Origin of the sequence: Nonomuraea endophytica, assembly GCF_014203235.1 — a bacterium.
Classification (GTDB): Bacteria; Actinomycetota; Actinomycetes; order Streptosporangiales; family Streptosporangiaceae; genus Nonomuraea; species Nonomuraea endophytica.
In genome coordinates this window covers 174,415-189,390 of sequence record NZ_JACHIN010000013.1, presented here as the reverse complement: position 1 = coordinate 189,390, position 14,976 = coordinate 174,415, and the positions used below count along the sequence as shown (strand labels likewise).

Sequence of the window (14,976 nt, the reverse complement as noted above, 5' to 3'; positions counted from 1 at the left end):
TGACATGGAACTTCGTCCCGAGACCCGAGCCGTCCACCTGCCCCAGCCGGAGATCACCGGCAGCCGGCCGATCACCGTGCCGATCTACCAGACGTCCGGGTTCGTGTTCGACGATCCCGCGGTCTTCGCCGACGCCATGGGCCGCCCCGACGGCTCCTTCGTGTACGGCCGGCTCGCCAACCCCACGGTCCGCTCCCTGGAGACGGCGGTCTCCGGCCTGGAAGGCGGCGTCGCCGCCCTGGCCACCGGCTCCGGCATGGGCGCCATCAACTGCGTGCTCCTCGGCCTGCTCGGCCCCGGCGACCACCTGGTCTCCCAGAAGGCCATCTACGGCGGCACCGCCGCCATGATCAACGAGCTGGTCCACCGCTTCGGCATCACCGTGACCTACGTCCCGGAGGACGACCCGGAGGCGCTGCGCGCGGCCGTACGCCCGGAGACCAAGCTCGTCTACCTGGAGACGCTCGCCAACCCCGCGCTGCAGGTGGCCGACCTGCCCGGCATGTGCGCCGTGGCGCGCGAGCTCGGCATCGTCTCGGTCGTGGACAACACGTTCGCCACACCGCTGCTCTGCCGCCCGATCGAGCACGGCGCCGACATCGTGGTGCACTCCACCACCAAGTACCTGTCCGGCCACACCGACGTCGTCGGCGGCCTCGCGGTCTTCGCCGACGACGCGCTCTACCGCAAGGTGTGGCACTTCTCGGTGGAGCTGGGGGCCACGCCGGACCCGTTCGCCGCGTGGCTGACGCTGCGCGGGCTGCAGACCCTGCACCTGCGCATGGAGCGCCACTGCTCCAACGCCCGCTACCTGGTCTCCCGGCTGGCCGCCCACCCCGCCGTGTCCGCGGTCCACTGGCCCGGCCTGCCCTCGCACCCCTCCTACGAGCTGGCCGGCAAGCTGCTGCCCGACTTCGGCGGCGTCTTCTCCTTCGAGCTCGCCGGCGGCCGGGCGGCGGGCGAGAAGTTCATGGCCGCGGTACGGCTGGCCCTGCTCGCCCCCTCACTCGGCGGCGTCGAGACCCTGGTCATGCACCCGGCCACCACCTCCCACCGCTCGCTCAGCCCCGAGGAACTGACCCGCCACGGCATCGGCGAGGGCACCATCCGGGTGGCCGTGGGCATCGAGCACCCCGAGGACCTCTGGGCCGACCTTGAGCAGGCGCTGTCCTAAGGTCGGATGGAACGACGACTCCGTGGCGAGGGGATGACAGATGACGGTGACGCACGCCGACGTGAAGGCGGCCGGGGAACGTGTCGCGGACCACGTCCTGCGCACTCCGATCCTGGAGATCTCCCCCGGGGTGATCTTCAAGCTGGAGCAGGTGCAGCGGTCCGGCTCGTTCAAGGTGCGCGGGGCGTTCAACCGCATCCTGTCGGCGGGGACGCTGCCGCCCACCGGGGTCATCGCGGCCAGCGGCGGCAACCACGGCCTGGCCGTCGCCTACGCCGCCCGCGCGCTCGGCGTCCGCGCCGAGATCTTCGTGCCCACGGTGACCAGCCCGGTGAAGCTCGCCGGGCTGCGCGCGCTGGGCGCCGAGATCACCCAGACCGGCGCCATCTACTCGGCGGCCGCCGAAGCCGCGGCAAAACGGGCCGCGGAGACCGGCGCGCTGCCCGTGCACGCCTACGACCAGCCCGAGGTGATCGCCGGGCAGGGCACGCTGGCGCTCGAACTGATGGAGCAGGCGCCCGGCGTCGACACCGTCCTGGTCGCGGTGGGCGGCGGCGGCCTGGCGTCCGGCGTCTCACTCGGCCTGCGGGAAGGCGTGAAGCTGGTGGCCGTGGAGCCCGAGCTGATCCCCGGCCTGCACCGGGCGTTGCGGGCGGGCCACCCCGTCCCGGTCGAGGTCAGCGGCGTGGGCGCGGACGCGCTCGGCGCCACCCAGGTGGGCGGCCTGGCCTTCGGCATCCTGTCGGGCGCGGGTGTGGAGAGCGTGCTGGTCTCGGACGAGGCGATCATCGACGCCCGCCGCCGCCTGTGGTCGGAGCACCGGCTGGTCGTCGAGCACGCCGGCGCCGCCGCCTACGCGGCCCTGCTCAGCGGCGCGTACCGGCCCGCAGACGGGGAACGCGTGGCCGTGGTGCTCTGCGGCTCCAACACCGACCCGGCGACGCTGACCGCCTGACGCGGGAAGGGGTCGCGCTGGGGGGTGTGAGGCGCGACCCCTTGGTCCGCGGATTTCAGCAGTTGCCGAAGGCGGGCAGGCCGTACACCCTCAGGGCCAGCCACTCGATCGCCAGGGGGCCGCCCTCGACGGCGCCCAGCACGTGGTTGCCGCCGGGGATCGACAGCCAGCGCGCGTTCACGCCGGCCCGGCAGTACTCCGAGCGCAGCGTGGAGCCGACGGCGTGCGGGATGATCTCGTCGCCGCGGGCGTGGTAGAGGAAGATGGGCACGCGCGGGGGCCTGGCGCCCAGGCGGTTCTCGGCCAGGCGGGCCAGCCACTTGGGCTGGTTCATGAGGTCGATGGGCGACAGGTCGGAGAAGCGCAGACCGGCGAGCTTGGAGAGGTCGCCCACGCAGTCGTCGGCGGCGTCGGTCATCAGGGCCTTGCCGCGGTCGTTGAGGTCGTTGAAGAGGTCGAGCTCGTCGTAGGCGGCGTCGAAGCCGACACCGGCCGCGGCGGCGAGGCCGAAGTTGGCGCCGCCGTCGAGGCTCTGCGCGACGGCCTTCAGGTCGGCGGGCACGCCACCGGCGGCGACGCCCTTGAGGCGGAGGTCGGGAGCGTAGGAGGGCTGGAGCTGGCCGGCCCACCCGGCGGAGGCGCCGCCCTGCGAGTAGCCCATGACGCCGACGGGCGCACTGGCCGACAGGCCGGAGCCGGGCAGCCGGATCGCGGCGCGTACCGAGTCGAGGACGGCCTGTCCCTGCGAGATCCCGGCCATGTACGTGTGCTGGCCGGGCGTGCCGAGCCCCTCGTAGTCGGTGACGGCCACCGCGAAGCCCTTGAGCAGGAACAGGCTGACCAGGGCCAGCTCGGTCTCCCTGCCCTCGCGCATGGCGAGGGACGGGGCGCACTGGTCGCCGAGTCCGTGGGTGCCGACGGCGTAGCCGATGACGGGGCGGCGGCCGAACGGGTAGGACGCCTTGGGCACGAGCACGGTCGCGGAGACGGCATTGGGCGCGCCGGTCGCGGAGGTGGAGCGGTAGAGCACATTCCAGGCGTTCACCGGGACTTCGAGGAGCTTGCCCGGCAGCAGGTACACCGTGGTCGGCTGGGCGGAGATCACGTCTCCGGCCGAGGCCGCCTGAGCGGGCACCGGTAACAGGATCAGCGAGATGATCAGGGATAAGATCACGGACAGTCTCATGGCGCCGTCCTCCCGCGCGAAGACCACGCTGGCCGCGTGGAAACCACGCTGATCGTTACCCGGCGGTAACCTTCTGTCAAGGCCCGAAATAACGCCGGTCAGGACATCCGTCCGGCAGTATGGTCGGATGGACTCAGGGTCTGTGGCCTTCCTCCGCGAGCTCCTCGCCGACACGGGCTGGATCGAGCGCACCCGCGAACTCGGCATGGCCCTGCGGGCCACCCGATCCCCCGGCGGCCTGCTCCTGGTCGGCACCCCCCTCGACGAGCCGTGGCACCTGACCGCGCACCTGGGCGACGAGGCGCGCCTGTCCGGCCTGCCGCAGCTCGCGCCCACGCTGGTGCGCTGGCAGCCGCCCGCCGACGCCCCCGCCCACCTGCGGATCGGGCTGGAGCGCATCGAGGCGGCCCGGCGCGGTGAGACGTTGTTCGTGGTCGCCGAGCAGCAGGCGCCGGTGCCGCTGCTGGAGCGGGTGGACGACGCCCGCCGTACCGGCGCGACGATCATCGCGCTGGAGAGCGGCGACCCCGAGCTGACCGGCCTCGCGCACGAGGCGCTGGCGATCCCGCAGCACGGGCTGATCACCTTCGACGGCGCGCAGCACCTGGTCAGCACCGCCGCGGGCGAGATCCCGCAGCGGCCGAGCCTACGCGACCGGCTCGCCAGGCTCCTCGACCGCGTGAGCGGACCGCAGGTGGCCGACTAGCTCCCGCGTCGCGTCCTCGATCGCGCCGATCACGACCGCCTGCACGGGGTCGGGCTCCCCCGACCGGGTACGGCTGACGCGCGTCACCGCGTCCAGCCGCCGGGCCCCGACGTCCTTGATGTAGCTGACCCGCACCTCGCCATCCGGCACGTCGAGCAGGGCCAGCTCGGGCACGATGGCGACCCCGTGCCCGGCCACGACGAGCGACAGCGTCGGGCCGAACTCGGTGATGACGTGCACCTTGCGCGGCTCGAACCCGTGGATGGCGGCCAGCCGGTCCAGCGCCTGCCCGCAGGCCTGCGAGGGCTCACCGGCCACCCAGGGCATCCCGGCGAGCTCCCCGATCGTGCGCGGCGTCTCGGGCCAGGCGGGCGGCGCGACGATGCGGTACTCGTCGACGTAGAGGGTGCGCGTGGACAGCGACGGCTGCGACAGCGCGGGCAGGCTCATGTCCTGCTCGGTGATCAGCACGTCGACCTGGCCGAGCCGGAGCTCCTGGAGGGCGGGCGGGCCGTACACCTCGTGGATGATCGGAACGATCTTCGGATGGTGGACGGCGAGCCGCTGAATCGCCGGGACCAGGATGTGCTTGATCACGGTCGGGAAGGCGGCGATCCGCACCGGCCCGGCCAGCCGCTCGGTGAACCGGGTGAGCTCGCGCCGGGCCTCGGCGAGCTCGTCCTCGACGCGTTCCGCGTACCCGGCCAGCACGCGGCCGGCCGGCGTGAGCGACACGCGGCGCTGGGAACGGTCGATGAGCGCGAGGCCGACCTCGCGCTCCAGGTGGGCCAGTTGCTGGGAGACGGCGGAGGGGGTGAGGAAGAGCGCCTCGGCCGCGCGCATGACGCCACCGCGGCGGGCCACCTCGTGCAGGACACGCAGGCGCCGAGGATCGATGTCCATGCAGGTCAGCTTACGCGCAACTGTAGATTTCATTACTTGTGCTTTAGCTCAGGAAATCCGGAGAATGTCCGCCATGGAGTTACTCCTCGACGCCCTGGGCTGGCTGGGCGCGGCCACCCTGCTGTACGGCTACGCCATGGTCTCCTCGGGGAAGATGTCGGGCGACGGCCTGCCGTACCAGGTGATCAACCTGTTCGGATCGGTCAGCCTGATGATCAACAGCGGCTACAAGGCGGCGTGGCCGTCGGCGGCCCTGAATCTCATCTGGGCCGGGATCGGTATCGTCGCCCTCGTCAAGCTCTACCGTCTGGGAGTCGCCCGATGATCGTCGAACTCAGCCACCGCATCGTCGAGGGCATGACCACCTACCCGGGCGTGCCGGGGCCCGTTCTCGGCCTCCACCTGAGCAGGGAGGACTCCCGCGAGGTCTACGCGCCCGGCACGGAGTTCGAGATCGGCGTGATCACGCTGACCGCCAACACCGGCACCTACCTCGACACCCCGTACCACCGCTACGCCGGCGGCGCCGACCTGGCGCGGGTCCCGATCGAGAAGCTCGCCGACCTGCCCGGCCTCGTGGTCCCCGCCGAGGGCCGCCGGGCGATCGGCCTCGACGCCTTCGACGGCCTGTTCGTACGCGGCCGCGCCGTCCTCGTACGGACCGGCTGGGACGCGCACTTCGGCACCGAGACGTACCTGAGCGGGCACCCGTACCTGACCTCGGAGGCCGCCGAATGGCTCGCCGAGCAGGGCGCCGCGCTGGTCGGCATCGACTCGCTCAACATCGACGACACCCCGCCAGGCGGCGAACGCCCCGCGCACACCGTCCTGCTCGCCGCCGGCATCCCGATCGTCGAGCACCTCACCGGCCTGTCCGCGCTGCCGGCCGGCGGTTTCCGCTTCCACGCCGCGCCGCCGATGGTGTCCGGCATGGGCACCTTCCCGGTGCGCGCCTACGCCGTCATCCCGTAGGGCGGCGGCGCGTCAGTCGTCCTCGTCCTGGTCGGCCTCGTCCCACGCCTTGTTCCTGGCGGCGGCGCGTTCCAGTGCGCCTGCGGCCTCCTCCTGGGTGGCGTAGGGACCCATCCGGTCCTTGTTGGGGCATCCCTGGTCGGGCTCCACCCTCATGTGCTTGAGGCAGAACCACCACTGGCCTTCGCTCACGTGAGCAATGATGCCCCTTTGATCCCTTCCCAAGCATGAACATCAGAGGCCGAGTCCGGCCAGTTCCCCCCGCGAGGCCACGCCCAGCTTGGGAAACGCGTTATACAGGTGGTAGCCGACCGTGCGCGGGCTCAGGAACAGCCGTGCCCCGATCTCCCGGTTGCTGAGCCCTTGGGCGGCCAGCCGTACCGCCTGGAGCTCCTGGGCGGTGAGGCGTTCCGCGAGGTCGGGCGCGTGCGCGCGCACCGCGCGGCTCTCGCCCGTCGCGCGCAGCTCGCGCCGCGCCCGCTCGGCCCACGGCGGCGCGCCCAGGCGTTCGAAGGCCTCTGCGGCGGTCCGCAGCCACGTGCGTGCCTCGCTCATCCGGCGCTCGCGCCGCAGCCGCTCCCCGTAGAGGAGCTCGGCGCGCGCCCGGTCGAGGGGAAACGCCTCATGGTGTACGGCCAGCGCGTAGTCGTCCGGGTCGTCGGTGAGCAGCGCCCGGTTGCGCAGGGACACGCCCTCGGCCCAGGCCTGTCCGCTCTCGCGGGCCCACCGCTCGTAGGTCGCGGCCGGGCCGGCGGCGTCGGCGGGGCGGCCGAGCCGTACCGCGGCCTCGACCATGAGGGGCAACGCGGACAGCATCCCCATCGGCCGCGAGCCCGCGAGGACGGCGGCCAGCCGGTCGAAGGCCGGCTCGTAGCGGCCGAGCCCCAGGTCGAGCAGGCTGAGCGCGGCGGCGGCGTGCACCGAGCCGGGGGCCAGCCCGCGCTCCAGCGCCTCGGCCGACAGCTCGCGGCAGCGTTCCTCGTCGCCCTCGATCGCGGCCAGTTCGGCGAGGACGGCGCGCAGCTCCAGCGCGGGCCGGGTCTGCCCGGTGTCGGCGGCGATCCGCAGCCCGTCCTCGGCGGTGAGCCGGGCGTCGCGGTGCGCGCCGGTGAACAGCTGGCAGCGGGCCAGGATCACCTGCACGGCGGGCAGCGTGCCGAGCGCGCCGTGCTCGCGGGCGTCGCGTTCGAGCCAGGAGACCTCGCCGTAGGCGCCGGCGATGTCCCCGGTGATCAGGCGCATCCGGGCGAACAGCAGCCGGTCGCGCACGTCGGCGGCCTCGCCCGGCGGGTCGGCGAGCAGTGCGCGCAGGGCGGCCAGGCCGTCGGCCACCTCGCCGCGGTCGATGCGGTTGGCGGCCAGGGCGGCGGTGGCCAGCGTGGCGACCGGGGCGCCGCCCTTCAGCGTGCCCGCGAAGCCGCCCATCATCTCGACGCACTCGAAGTCGTTGTTGCGCCAGGCCGCCGCGACCGCGTCGCGCAGCAGGACGACGGAGTCGCTCGGGGCCGCCGGGTCGGTCTCGTGGAGCAGGATGCGGTAGGCGTCCTGGGCGTCGTCGCGGGACTCGGCGAGCACGGCGCGCAGCTTGGCGGCGTGCACCCGCTCCTCGAAACCGGTCAGTCGCAGCAGCTCGGTGGCCTTCTCGAACTGCCCGGCGTCGGTGGCCGCGCGGGCGGCGGCGACGCGGCGGCGGGCGCGCACTGCCGGGTCGGGGGTGAGCTCGGCGGCCCGCGTGTAGGCGGCGGCGACGGCCGCGTAGCCGCCCCGGTCTCTGGCCCGCTCGGCGGTGGCCGCGAGCGCGGCGGCGACGTCCTCGTCGGGTTCCGGGGTGGCGGCGGCCAGATGCCAGACGCTCCGGTCGCCGTCGAGGACGTCGGCCAGCGCCCGGTGCGCGGCCATCCGCCTGGCCAGCGGGGCGCGCTGGTAGACGGCGCTCCTGATCAGCGGGTGGCCGAAGGCCAGGCGGGCGCCTGAGGCGGTGAGGAGCTCCGCGCGTTCCGCCGGTTCGAGGTCGGCGGGCCCGGCGCCGAGCAGGCCCGCGGCGGCGAGCACGGCGGCCGCGTCGCCGGTGTCGTCGGCCGAGGCCACCAGCATGAGCGTGCGGGTGGCTTCGGGCAGGGCGGCGACCCGCTCGGCGAACCCCTGCTGAATCCGGCTCTGCACCGGCACGATCCCCACGGAGTAGGGGCCGGACTGCCGACGCGCGGCCGACAGCTCCAGCAGGGCTAGCGGGTTGCCCGCCGACTCGACCAGCACCTCCTCGCGCTCGCGGGCCGACAGTTCGCCCGCGCGCTCGGCCAGCAGGGCCTGGGCGCTCTCGTCGGCCAGGCCGCCCAGGCGCAGCTCGGCCAGGCCCGCCGCCTGGAAACCGGGGGCGTGCGGCTCGCGTACCGTCAGCAGCATCACCACCCCCTCGGCCTCCAGCCGCCGCGCGGCGAACAGCAGCGCGGCGGCGGAGGCGTGGTCGAGCCACTGCGCGTCGTCGACGAGGCAGAGCAGCGGCCCCGCCTCGGCCAGCAGCGTCAGCACGGCCAGCCCCACCAGGAACGGGTCACCCTCCCCCGCCGGTCCGGTGCCGAGCGCGGCGGCCAGCGCCCTCGCCTGCCCCTCCGGCAGCCGGTCCAGCCGCTCGGCGGTGCGGCCCAGCAGCAGGCTGAGACCGGCGTAGGGCAGCTCGTGCTCCGACTCGATCCCGGCGCCCCGCAGCACCGGCAGCCCCCCGGCGCGCGCGGCGGCGGCGTCGAGGAGCGCGGTCTTGCCGATGCCCGCCTCACCCCTGATGACCAGCGCCGCGCTGGCGCCTTCCCGGGCTCCGGACAGCAGCCGCTCGATCATGGCCGTCTCGTCCGTCCGCCCGTGCAGCATGTCTCAGAGGCTACCCGCGAAGTCCCGGGCGTGATCGGCGGCCCACTCCCGGTAGGTGCGCGCGGGCCTGCCGGTCAGCTTCTCGACGGTGTCGGTGACCCGCTCGGGCGGGAAGTCCTGGAGCGCGTCGGCGAAGTCGCCGTAGAGTGCGGCGATCTCCTCGCGGGTCATGTTCTCGAAGCGCAGCGGCCGCCGCAGGACCTCGCCGAGCACGCGCACCCGCTGCCCGGCGTCGAGAGGCTCCGGGCCGGTGAGCACGTAGCTCTGCCCGGCGTGGCCCGGGTCGAGCAGCACGCGGACCCCGGCGGCGGCCAGGTCGGCCTCGTGGATCAGCGTCCGCTTCCAGTCGCCGAAGGGCCCGCGGGCCACATCGCCCGTCGCGAGGCCGGGCGCCCAGCGCAGGTCGTTGGTGGCCAGGCCGGTGATGCGGAGGAACGTCCAGTCCGCGCCGGACTCCCTGACCAGGCGTTCCATCTCACCGTGGGCGTAGTTGATCGGGTCGGCCGCGCCGGCCTCGGCAGAGGAGAAGTAGACGACGTGCCTGCCCGGCCGGGCGATCCTCCCGACCGCCTCCGCCTTCCTGGGATCGCCGAGCACGGGCCAGACGAGGAAGACCTTGTCCACGCCGTCGAGCGCGGCGTCCAGGGTCGCCGGGTCGGTGAGGTCGCCGTAGACCTCCCCCGGCCGCTTCGGGTCGCGGGTCAGCGCCCGCGCCTCGACGCCCTGCTCGCGTAGCCGGTCGACCACCTGGCCGCCGACGCTTCCTGTTCCTCCGGTCACCAGGATCATGACGCTTCCCCGATCAGCTCGTAGAGGGTCTCGACGGACTGGGCGCCGGACAGCGTGCGCGATCCGGCCTCGAACACCGGCACCCCGCTGACCTGGACCTCGGCGAGCCTGGCCCGCAGCTCGTCCGCGCCGCCGTCCTGCCAGGTCACGCCGGTCTCGGCGGCCAGTTCCCTGAGCGTCGCGAGGTCGGACAGGTCAAGGCCGTCGGTGAAGTAGGCGCGGAACAACCGCTCGGTCATCTCCTCCCCGCGCCCCTGCGCGGAGGCCAAGGCGATCAGCCGGTGCGCCTGGAAGGTGTTGGCGAACCGGGCCCGGTCGAAGCGGTAGTCGAGGCCCTCCGCCGCGCCCAGGCGGGTCATCCGCTCGGTCGACGTGGCCGCCTCCGGGCCGAAGGCCCGCTCGTGCACCAGCGTCAGCGGCTCGACCTCCCGCACGCCGGGAGCCAGCTGGTACGGACGGAAGTCGACCTCCACCCGGGCGTCCTCGGCCCGGCGTCGCTCCAGCGCCGTCCGCAGCCGGTTGAAGCCCAGGTAGGACCAGGCGCAGGCCAGGTCCAGCGTCATCACGACCGTGGGCGGGGCGAAGTCCGCGCGGTGGTCGGCCACCCACTCCCGGTAGGTGCGCGCCGGCCGCCCGGTGACCTCCTCGACCGCGCCGGTCACGGGCTCGGGCCGCGCGGTGAGCTGGCGCATGTCGTCGAAGGTGTCGTCGACGGCCTCCGGCGGCAGCCACGTCTCGAAGTGGGCCCTGGCCTCCGTCAGCGGCATCTCCTCGAAGCGCAGCGGCCGCCCGATGACCTCGGCGATGATCTCCACCCGCTCTTGCTGGGTCTGCGCCTCGGGCCCGGTCACCTCGTACGCGGCCCCCACGTGGTCGTCGTCCAGCAGCGCCCGCACTCCCACGGCGGCCAGGTCAGCCTCGTGCACCAGCGACCTGGCCCACCCGCCGAACGGCTCCCGCACCACCCCGCCGGCCCGGATGCCCGCCGCCCAGCCCAGGTCGTTGCCGGCGAAGCCGCCGCCCCGCACGAACGTCCACTCGACGCCCGACTCCCTGATCAGGTCCTCGATCATCCGGTGGGAGGAGTTCACCGGATCGGTCCCCTCCTCCGCCCCCAAGGAGGACAGGTAGACCACCCGGCGCACCCGCCCGGTGATCTTCTTCAGCACCTCCGCGGCCCGCCCGTCGGCGGCCAGCGTCGGCCACACGAGGAACACCTTGTCCACGCCGTCCAGCGCGGCGTCCAACGTGGCGGGGTCGCCGAGGTCGCCGTAGACCTCCCCGGGCCGCTTCGGATCGCGGGTCAGCGCCCGCGCCTCGACACCCTGCTCACGCAACTGTGCGACCACCTGGCCGCCGACTTTTCCGGTAGCTCCGGTAACAAGAATCATGTCTGCGACCGTAGGCTCCGGTGGCGGGACACAGCATCTGTCAACCGACTGGGGCTCGGTAGACTCGTGTCCCATGACGACACTGCTCCAGCCCGGACGGATCTCGCCCATGCGTAAGGTCCCCGCCCACATCGAGCGGCCGGAGTACGTCGGCAAGAAACGCCCCAAGACCGGTGAGTCCGATGTGAAGACGCCGGAGGTCATCGCGCGCATGCGGGTCGCCGGCAAGCTCGCCGCCCAGGCGCTGGACGAGGTCGGCAAGCACGTACGGCCGGGCGTCACCACCGACGAGCTCGACCGGGTCGGCCACGAGTTCCTGCTCGACCACGGCGCCTACCCGAGCACGCTCGGCTACAAGGGCTATCCCAAGTCGCTGTGCACCTCGATCAACGAGGTCATCTGCCACGGCATCCCCGACGACACCGTGCTGCGCGACGGCGACATCGTCAACGTCGACATCACCGCCTTCATCGGCGGCGTCCACGGCGACACCGACGCCACCTACCTGGTCGGCGAGGTCGACGAGGAGTCCAGGCTGCTGGTCGAGCGCACCCGCGAGGCCATGATGCGCGCCATCAAGGCGGTCGCGCCCGGCCGCCAGCTCAACGTCGTCGGCCGCGTCATCGAGTCCTACGCCAAGCGCTTCGGCTACGGCGTGGTGCGCGACTTCACCGGGCACGGCATCGGCACGAGCTTCCACTCCGGCCTGATGGTCCCCCACTACGAGGACCCCTCGCTGCGCGTGGAGCTGCGGACCGGCATGACGTTCACGATCGAGCCGATGCTCACGCTCGGCACCATCGACTACGACATGTGGGCCGACGGCTGGACCGCGGTCACCAAGGACGGCAAGCGCACCGCGCAGTTCGAGCACACCATCCTGGTGACCGACAGCGGCAGCGAGATCCTCACCCTCGCCTAGGCACCACTCCGGTCACCGTCGTGCCCTCGCCGCGGACGCTGTTGACCGACAGGCTGCCGCCGATCTCGGCGAAGTGGGCGCGCATCCGCGTGATGCCGCGCCCCACGTTCGCCGCGTGGAACCCCGTGCCGTCGTCGCTGACCGTCATCCGCAGGCCGCTCTTGCTCGCCGTCACGGCGACGGAGACCACCCGTGCTCCGCTGTGCCGTTCGACGTTGGCAAGGGCTTCCAGAACAACCGCGAGCACCGCACGCGCGATGGGCTGCGGGACCTCGACCGTGGGCAGCGCCCAGGTCTCCACCGTGATCCCGGTGCGTTCGCCCCAGTCGCCGAGACAGCCTTCCAGCTCCTCGGCCAGGCCCCGCCCCCCGCGCATGCGCGTCTCTTCCGCCAAGTGATCTCGCCCTTCTACAAGCGGGCAACGCACCGGACCTGACTCCGGCACCCCTCAGGCCACCGCGTGCGGCCGTAAGAACTGCCCGGCTCCCCCACGTGAAAGCCTACTAGGGCATACAACGCACGTGGGGGTGACAAGGTTGCTTTCATGACGCGGGAGTTACTCGCCCTTGTCCGCCTTGTTGAGCCGCGCGAGATAGTCGTTGTAGTCGTTGAGCGCGGTGTCGCCCGCCGGGTTGCGGTCCGCGCGCCGGTCCTCCCGCCGCGCCGTGCGATCCTCGTCGCGATACCACTGAACGGCGATCGCCAGCAGAACGATCAAGGTCGGGATCTCGCCGAACCCCCACGCGATGGCTCCGCCGTTGTTCTGGTCGGCCAGCAGCGGCCCGCCCCACGTGCGCCCGAGCTGCTCATACCAGTCGGCGGCCAGCACCGTGCCCATCATCATCAGCGCGATGCCGAAGAACGCGTGGAACGGCATGGTGACGAACAGCAACAACAGCCGCCCCACGTACGGCAGCTTGTGCGGCGACGGGTCCACGCCGATGATCACCCAGAAGAACAGGCTGCCGCTCAGCAGGAAGTGCAGCGTCATCGCGATGTGGCCCAGGTGCTCCTCCATCGCGCCGGCGAACAGCGGGGTGAAGTAGAGCGCGTAGGTGGAGGCGATGAAGATCGCGGTGGCGATCGCCGGGTGCGCGATGACCTTCACGGCCCTGCTGTGCAGGATCGTCGTCAGCCACTCGCGCGGGCCCCGGTCGCCGCGGCGGGCGGCGGGCTTGAGCGCGCGCAGCGCCAGCGTCACCGGGGCGCCCAGCACCAGGAAGATCGGCACGATCATGGACAGCGTCATGTGCTCGACCATGTGCACGCTGAACATGACCTTGGCGTAGCGGGCCACGCCGCTCTGGGTGGCGATCACCAGGATGGCCACGCCGATGAACCAGGACGCCGTGCGGCCCCAGGGCCACTTGTCGCCGCGCTTCAGCAGGCGGTAGACGGCGGCGCCGTACAGGATGGCGAGGGCGGCGGCGATGGCGGCGAAGAACAGATCGAACCACCACATCGAGGCCAGCGTCTGCAGCGTCATCGGCGGCGGCATCGCGAAGCCCAGCAGCTCGAACGCGCGGTCGGCGGGCAGGCTCACCACCGGCGGCGGGGTGCGCGAGAGCGCCACCGCGAGGCCGACCGTGGCGAACATCAGCAGCGCCTCGCCGGCCGCCAGCCGGGTGAACGCCCTGGGCTGACCGGCCGCCAGGCCGACCATGGTGCGCTGGCGGTGGAACCAGCCGATGTAGCCGAGCAGCACGAAGCCCACGGTCTTGGCCACGATCAGCACGCCGTAGCTGGAGGTCCACAGGTCGGAGACGGCGGTCAGCCGCGCGACGACGCTGAGCACGCCCGACAGGCCGACGATCACGTAGAACCAGAGCGCGGCGCGGGAGAAGCGGGCGGCGGTCTGCTCCAGTTGCGGCGCCTTGCGCACCGCGTGGACCACGAGCACGACCAGCCCGCCGACCCACAGCGCGAGGCCGGTCAGGTGCAGCGACAGGCCTGCCGTGGCCAGGTCGTGGTTGGGCGAGGAGGAGGCGTGCCCGGTCAGCGCCGGGGGAAGCAGCGCGACCAGCCCGAGCACGAGCAGCCCAGCGGCCGCCCCGGCGGTGATGGCGCCCCGCGAGAACAGCGCGATGGCCACCCCGAACAGGATCACCAGCGTCAGCGCGATGCCGTTGCCGACCTGCGTGGCGTAGCTCGGGATGTAGTTCTTGAGAACGACGTTCGCCACCGAGTCGGTGTAAAGGTCGGAGAGCTGGAAGAGCATCAGCAGGAACGCGAAGCCCGACCACGACAGCGCCGTCCACGAGGCGGCCTTGACGTAACCGAGCGCGCTCTTGCCGAGCATGCCCTTGTCGCTGGGCAGCAGCAACGCCGCCACGAGCAGCAGTCCGACGGTCGCCACGGCCGCCGCGTCCATGCCCAGCTTCGACAGCGGCAGCCCCCAGCGCGTCAGCGCCCCTGCCACCGGAATGCCGGGAATGACCCGGGGGAACGCCGCGCCACCGGCGATCAGCGCGATGACCAGCCCGGCGACGGCTGCGGCAACGGTCCCGAGCGCCACCCGGGCGGTTTTGCTCACGGCTTCTTTCTCCGCATGCTCAGCAGGAACCCGATGCCGATGCCCGCCAGGGCGCCGACCACGATGATCAGCCAGATCGGGAACCCGGCCGGCTGGTCCTGTTCGGCGCTGGCCGGAGTCTGGTCCGGCGTCTGCACCTGCTCGGACGGCGACGGCGCCGCCGCGCTCGCGCTCTCCGACGGGGTGGCCGAGGTCTCGGGCTTGGGCGCGCCCTTCACCGTGAACGGGATCTCACCCTCGATCGGGTGCCCGTCGGAGGAGACCACCCGGTAGGCGATCGTGTACTTCCCGTCCTGCAGCGCGCCCTTGAGCGCCTGAGTCACCACCTTGCCGTCGAGCTCCGGCTTGCCCTGGTGGAACTCGACGCCGTCACCCCTCACGATGACGAACGGCATGCGCACCTTGGCGGTGAACTCCAGCTTCACCTGGTCCACGGACTTGACCGTGCTGCCCTTGGCCGGGTCGCTGGTCCGCAGCGCGTCGTGCGCCAGAGCGGGGGAAGCGGTGCCGAGGAGGATCAGGGCGGCGAGAATCGCGGTGAGTGCCGCGAGCGGGGATTTGTTCATGGCACCCCCAAGGC

At 72.6% G+C, this 14,976-nt stretch carries 15 protein-coding genes; 6 read left to right on the top strand and 9 right to left on the bottom strand.

Annotation, left to right across the window (positions count from 1 at the left end):
- The first annotated feature begins 4 nt into the window (after positions 1-4).
- Together HNR40_RS39155 and HNR40_RS39150 are read left to right on the top strand one after the other, a co-directional pair.
- The gene (locus HNR40_RS39155; protein ID WP_184970668.1) at positions 5-1,174 is read left to right on the top strand and encodes a trans-sulfuration enzyme family protein; all 1,170 of its coding nucleotides are present in this window, start codon (positions 5-7) and stop codon (positions 1,172-1,174) included.
- A 40-nt stretch (positions 1,175-1,214) separates the two neighbouring features.
- On the top strand, positions 1,215-2,129 hold the full coding sequence (locus tag HNR40_RS39150; RefSeq protein ID WP_184970666.1) for a threonine/serine dehydratase: 915 nt from the start codon (positions 1,215-1,217) through the stop codon (positions 2,127-2,129).
- Between the two features lie 55 nt (positions 2,130-2,184).
- On the opposite strand, the gene HNR40_RS39145 is transcribed toward HNR40_RS39150, so the two are convergent.
- On the bottom strand, positions 2,185-3,315 hold the full coding sequence (locus tag HNR40_RS39145; protein ID WP_184970664.1) for a lipase family protein: 1,131 nt from the start codon (positions 3,313-3,315) through the stop codon (positions 2,185-2,187).
- Positions 3,316-3,442: 127 nt separating this feature from the next.
- Here HNR40_RS39145 and HNR40_RS39140 point away from each other — a divergent pair, with 127 nt between their 5' ends.
- Positions 3,443-4,021, top strand: coding sequence for a hypothetical protein (locus HNR40_RS39140; RefSeq protein ID WP_184970662.1), 579 nt, complete (start codon positions 3,443-3,445; stop codon positions 4,019-4,021).
- On the opposite strand, the gene HNR40_RS39135 is transcribed toward HNR40_RS39140, so the two are convergent.
- Complete coding sequence (locus HNR40_RS39135; protein WP_184970660.1) at positions 3,962-4,924, bottom strand: LysR family transcriptional regulator; 963 nt, start codon at positions 4,922-4,924, stop codon at positions 3,962-3,964. The genes HNR40_RS39140 and HNR40_RS39135 overlap by 60 nt on opposite strands.
- A 73-nt stretch (positions 4,925-4,997) precedes the next feature.
- Between HNR40_RS39135 and HNR40_RS39130 the strand changes: the two genes are divergently transcribed.
- Together HNR40_RS39130 and HNR40_RS39125 are read left to right on the top strand one after the other, a co-directional pair.
- Complete coding sequence (locus HNR40_RS39130) at positions 4,998-5,249, top strand: CBU_0592 family membrane protein (RefSeq protein WP_184970658.1); 252 nt, start codon at positions 4,998-5,000, stop codon at positions 5,247-5,249.
- Entirely contained in the window at positions 5,246-5,896 is a 651-nt protein-coding gene (locus HNR40_RS39125) for a cyclase family protein (RefSeq protein ID WP_184970656.1), read from the top strand. The genes HNR40_RS39130 and HNR40_RS39125 overlap by 4 nt, the downstream gene beginning before the upstream one ends.
- 12 nt (positions 5,897-5,908) lie before the next feature.
- Here HNR40_RS39125 and HNR40_RS39120 read toward each other — a convergent pair whose 3' ends face one another.
- Genes HNR40_RS39120 through HNR40_RS39105 form a run of 4 tightly spaced genes read right to left on the bottom strand, consistent with a single transcriptional unit; the run spans position 5,909 to position 10,941 of the window.
- Positions 5,909-6,088 (bottom strand): hypothetical protein, encoded by a 180-nt coding sequence (locus tag HNR40_RS39120; RefSeq protein ID WP_184970998.1) that lies wholly within the window; start codon positions 6,086-6,088, stop codon positions 5,909-5,911.
- A gap of 42 nt (positions 6,089-6,130) precedes the next feature.
- Positions 6,131-8,761 (bottom strand): helix-turn-helix transcriptional regulator, encoded by a 2,631-nt coding sequence (locus HNR40_RS39115; RefSeq protein ID WP_184970654.1) that lies wholly within the window; start codon positions 8,759-8,761, stop codon positions 6,131-6,133.
- A 3-nt stretch (positions 8,762-8,764) separates the two neighbouring features.
- Positions 8,765-9,550: an NAD(P)H-binding protein gene (locus tag HNR40_RS39110; protein WP_184970652.1), complete on the bottom strand. Its 786-nt coding sequence runs from the start codon at positions 9,548-9,550 to the stop codon at positions 8,765-8,767.
- A complete protein-coding gene (locus tag HNR40_RS39105; protein WP_184970649.1) occupies positions 9,547-10,941 on the bottom strand; it encodes a DsbA family protein in 1,395 nt (464 codons plus the stop codon). The genes HNR40_RS39110 and HNR40_RS39105 overlap by 4 nt, the downstream gene beginning before the upstream one ends.
- Positions 10,942-11,014: 73 nt before the next feature.
- On the opposite strand from HNR40_RS39105, the gene map reads away from it, so the two are divergent.
- On the top strand, positions 11,015-11,863 hold the full coding sequence (gene map / locus HNR40_RS39100) for a type I methionyl aminopeptidase (RefSeq protein WP_184970647.1): 849 nt from the start codon (positions 11,015-11,017) through the stop codon (positions 11,861-11,863).
- Here map and HNR40_RS39095 read toward each other — a convergent pair.
- The 3 genes from HNR40_RS39095 to HNR40_RS39085 all read right to left on the bottom strand — a co-directional run bounded on the left by HNR40_RS39095 (position 11,850) and on the right by HNR40_RS39085 (position 14,962).
- The gene (locus HNR40_RS39095) at positions 11,850-12,239 is read right to left on the bottom strand and encodes a sensor histidine kinase (protein ID WP_184970645.1); all 390 of its coding nucleotides are present in this window, start codon (positions 12,237-12,239) and stop codon (positions 11,850-11,852) included. The two genes, map and HNR40_RS39095, sit on opposite strands and share 14 nt — an antisense overlap.
- Positions 12,240-12,419: 180 nt before the next feature.
- A complete protein-coding gene (locus tag HNR40_RS39090; protein ID WP_184970643.1) occupies positions 12,420-14,396 on the bottom strand; it encodes a bifunctional copper resistance protein CopD/cytochrome c oxidase assembly protein in 1,977 nt (658 codons plus the stop codon).
- The gene (locus HNR40_RS39085; protein ID WP_184970641.1) at positions 14,393-14,962 is read right to left on the bottom strand and encodes a copper resistance CopC family protein; all 570 of its coding nucleotides are present in this window, start codon (positions 14,960-14,962) and stop codon (positions 14,393-14,395) included. The genes HNR40_RS39090 and HNR40_RS39085 overlap by 4 nt, the downstream gene beginning before the upstream one ends.
- Positions 14,963-14,976: the final 14 nt, after the last annotated feature.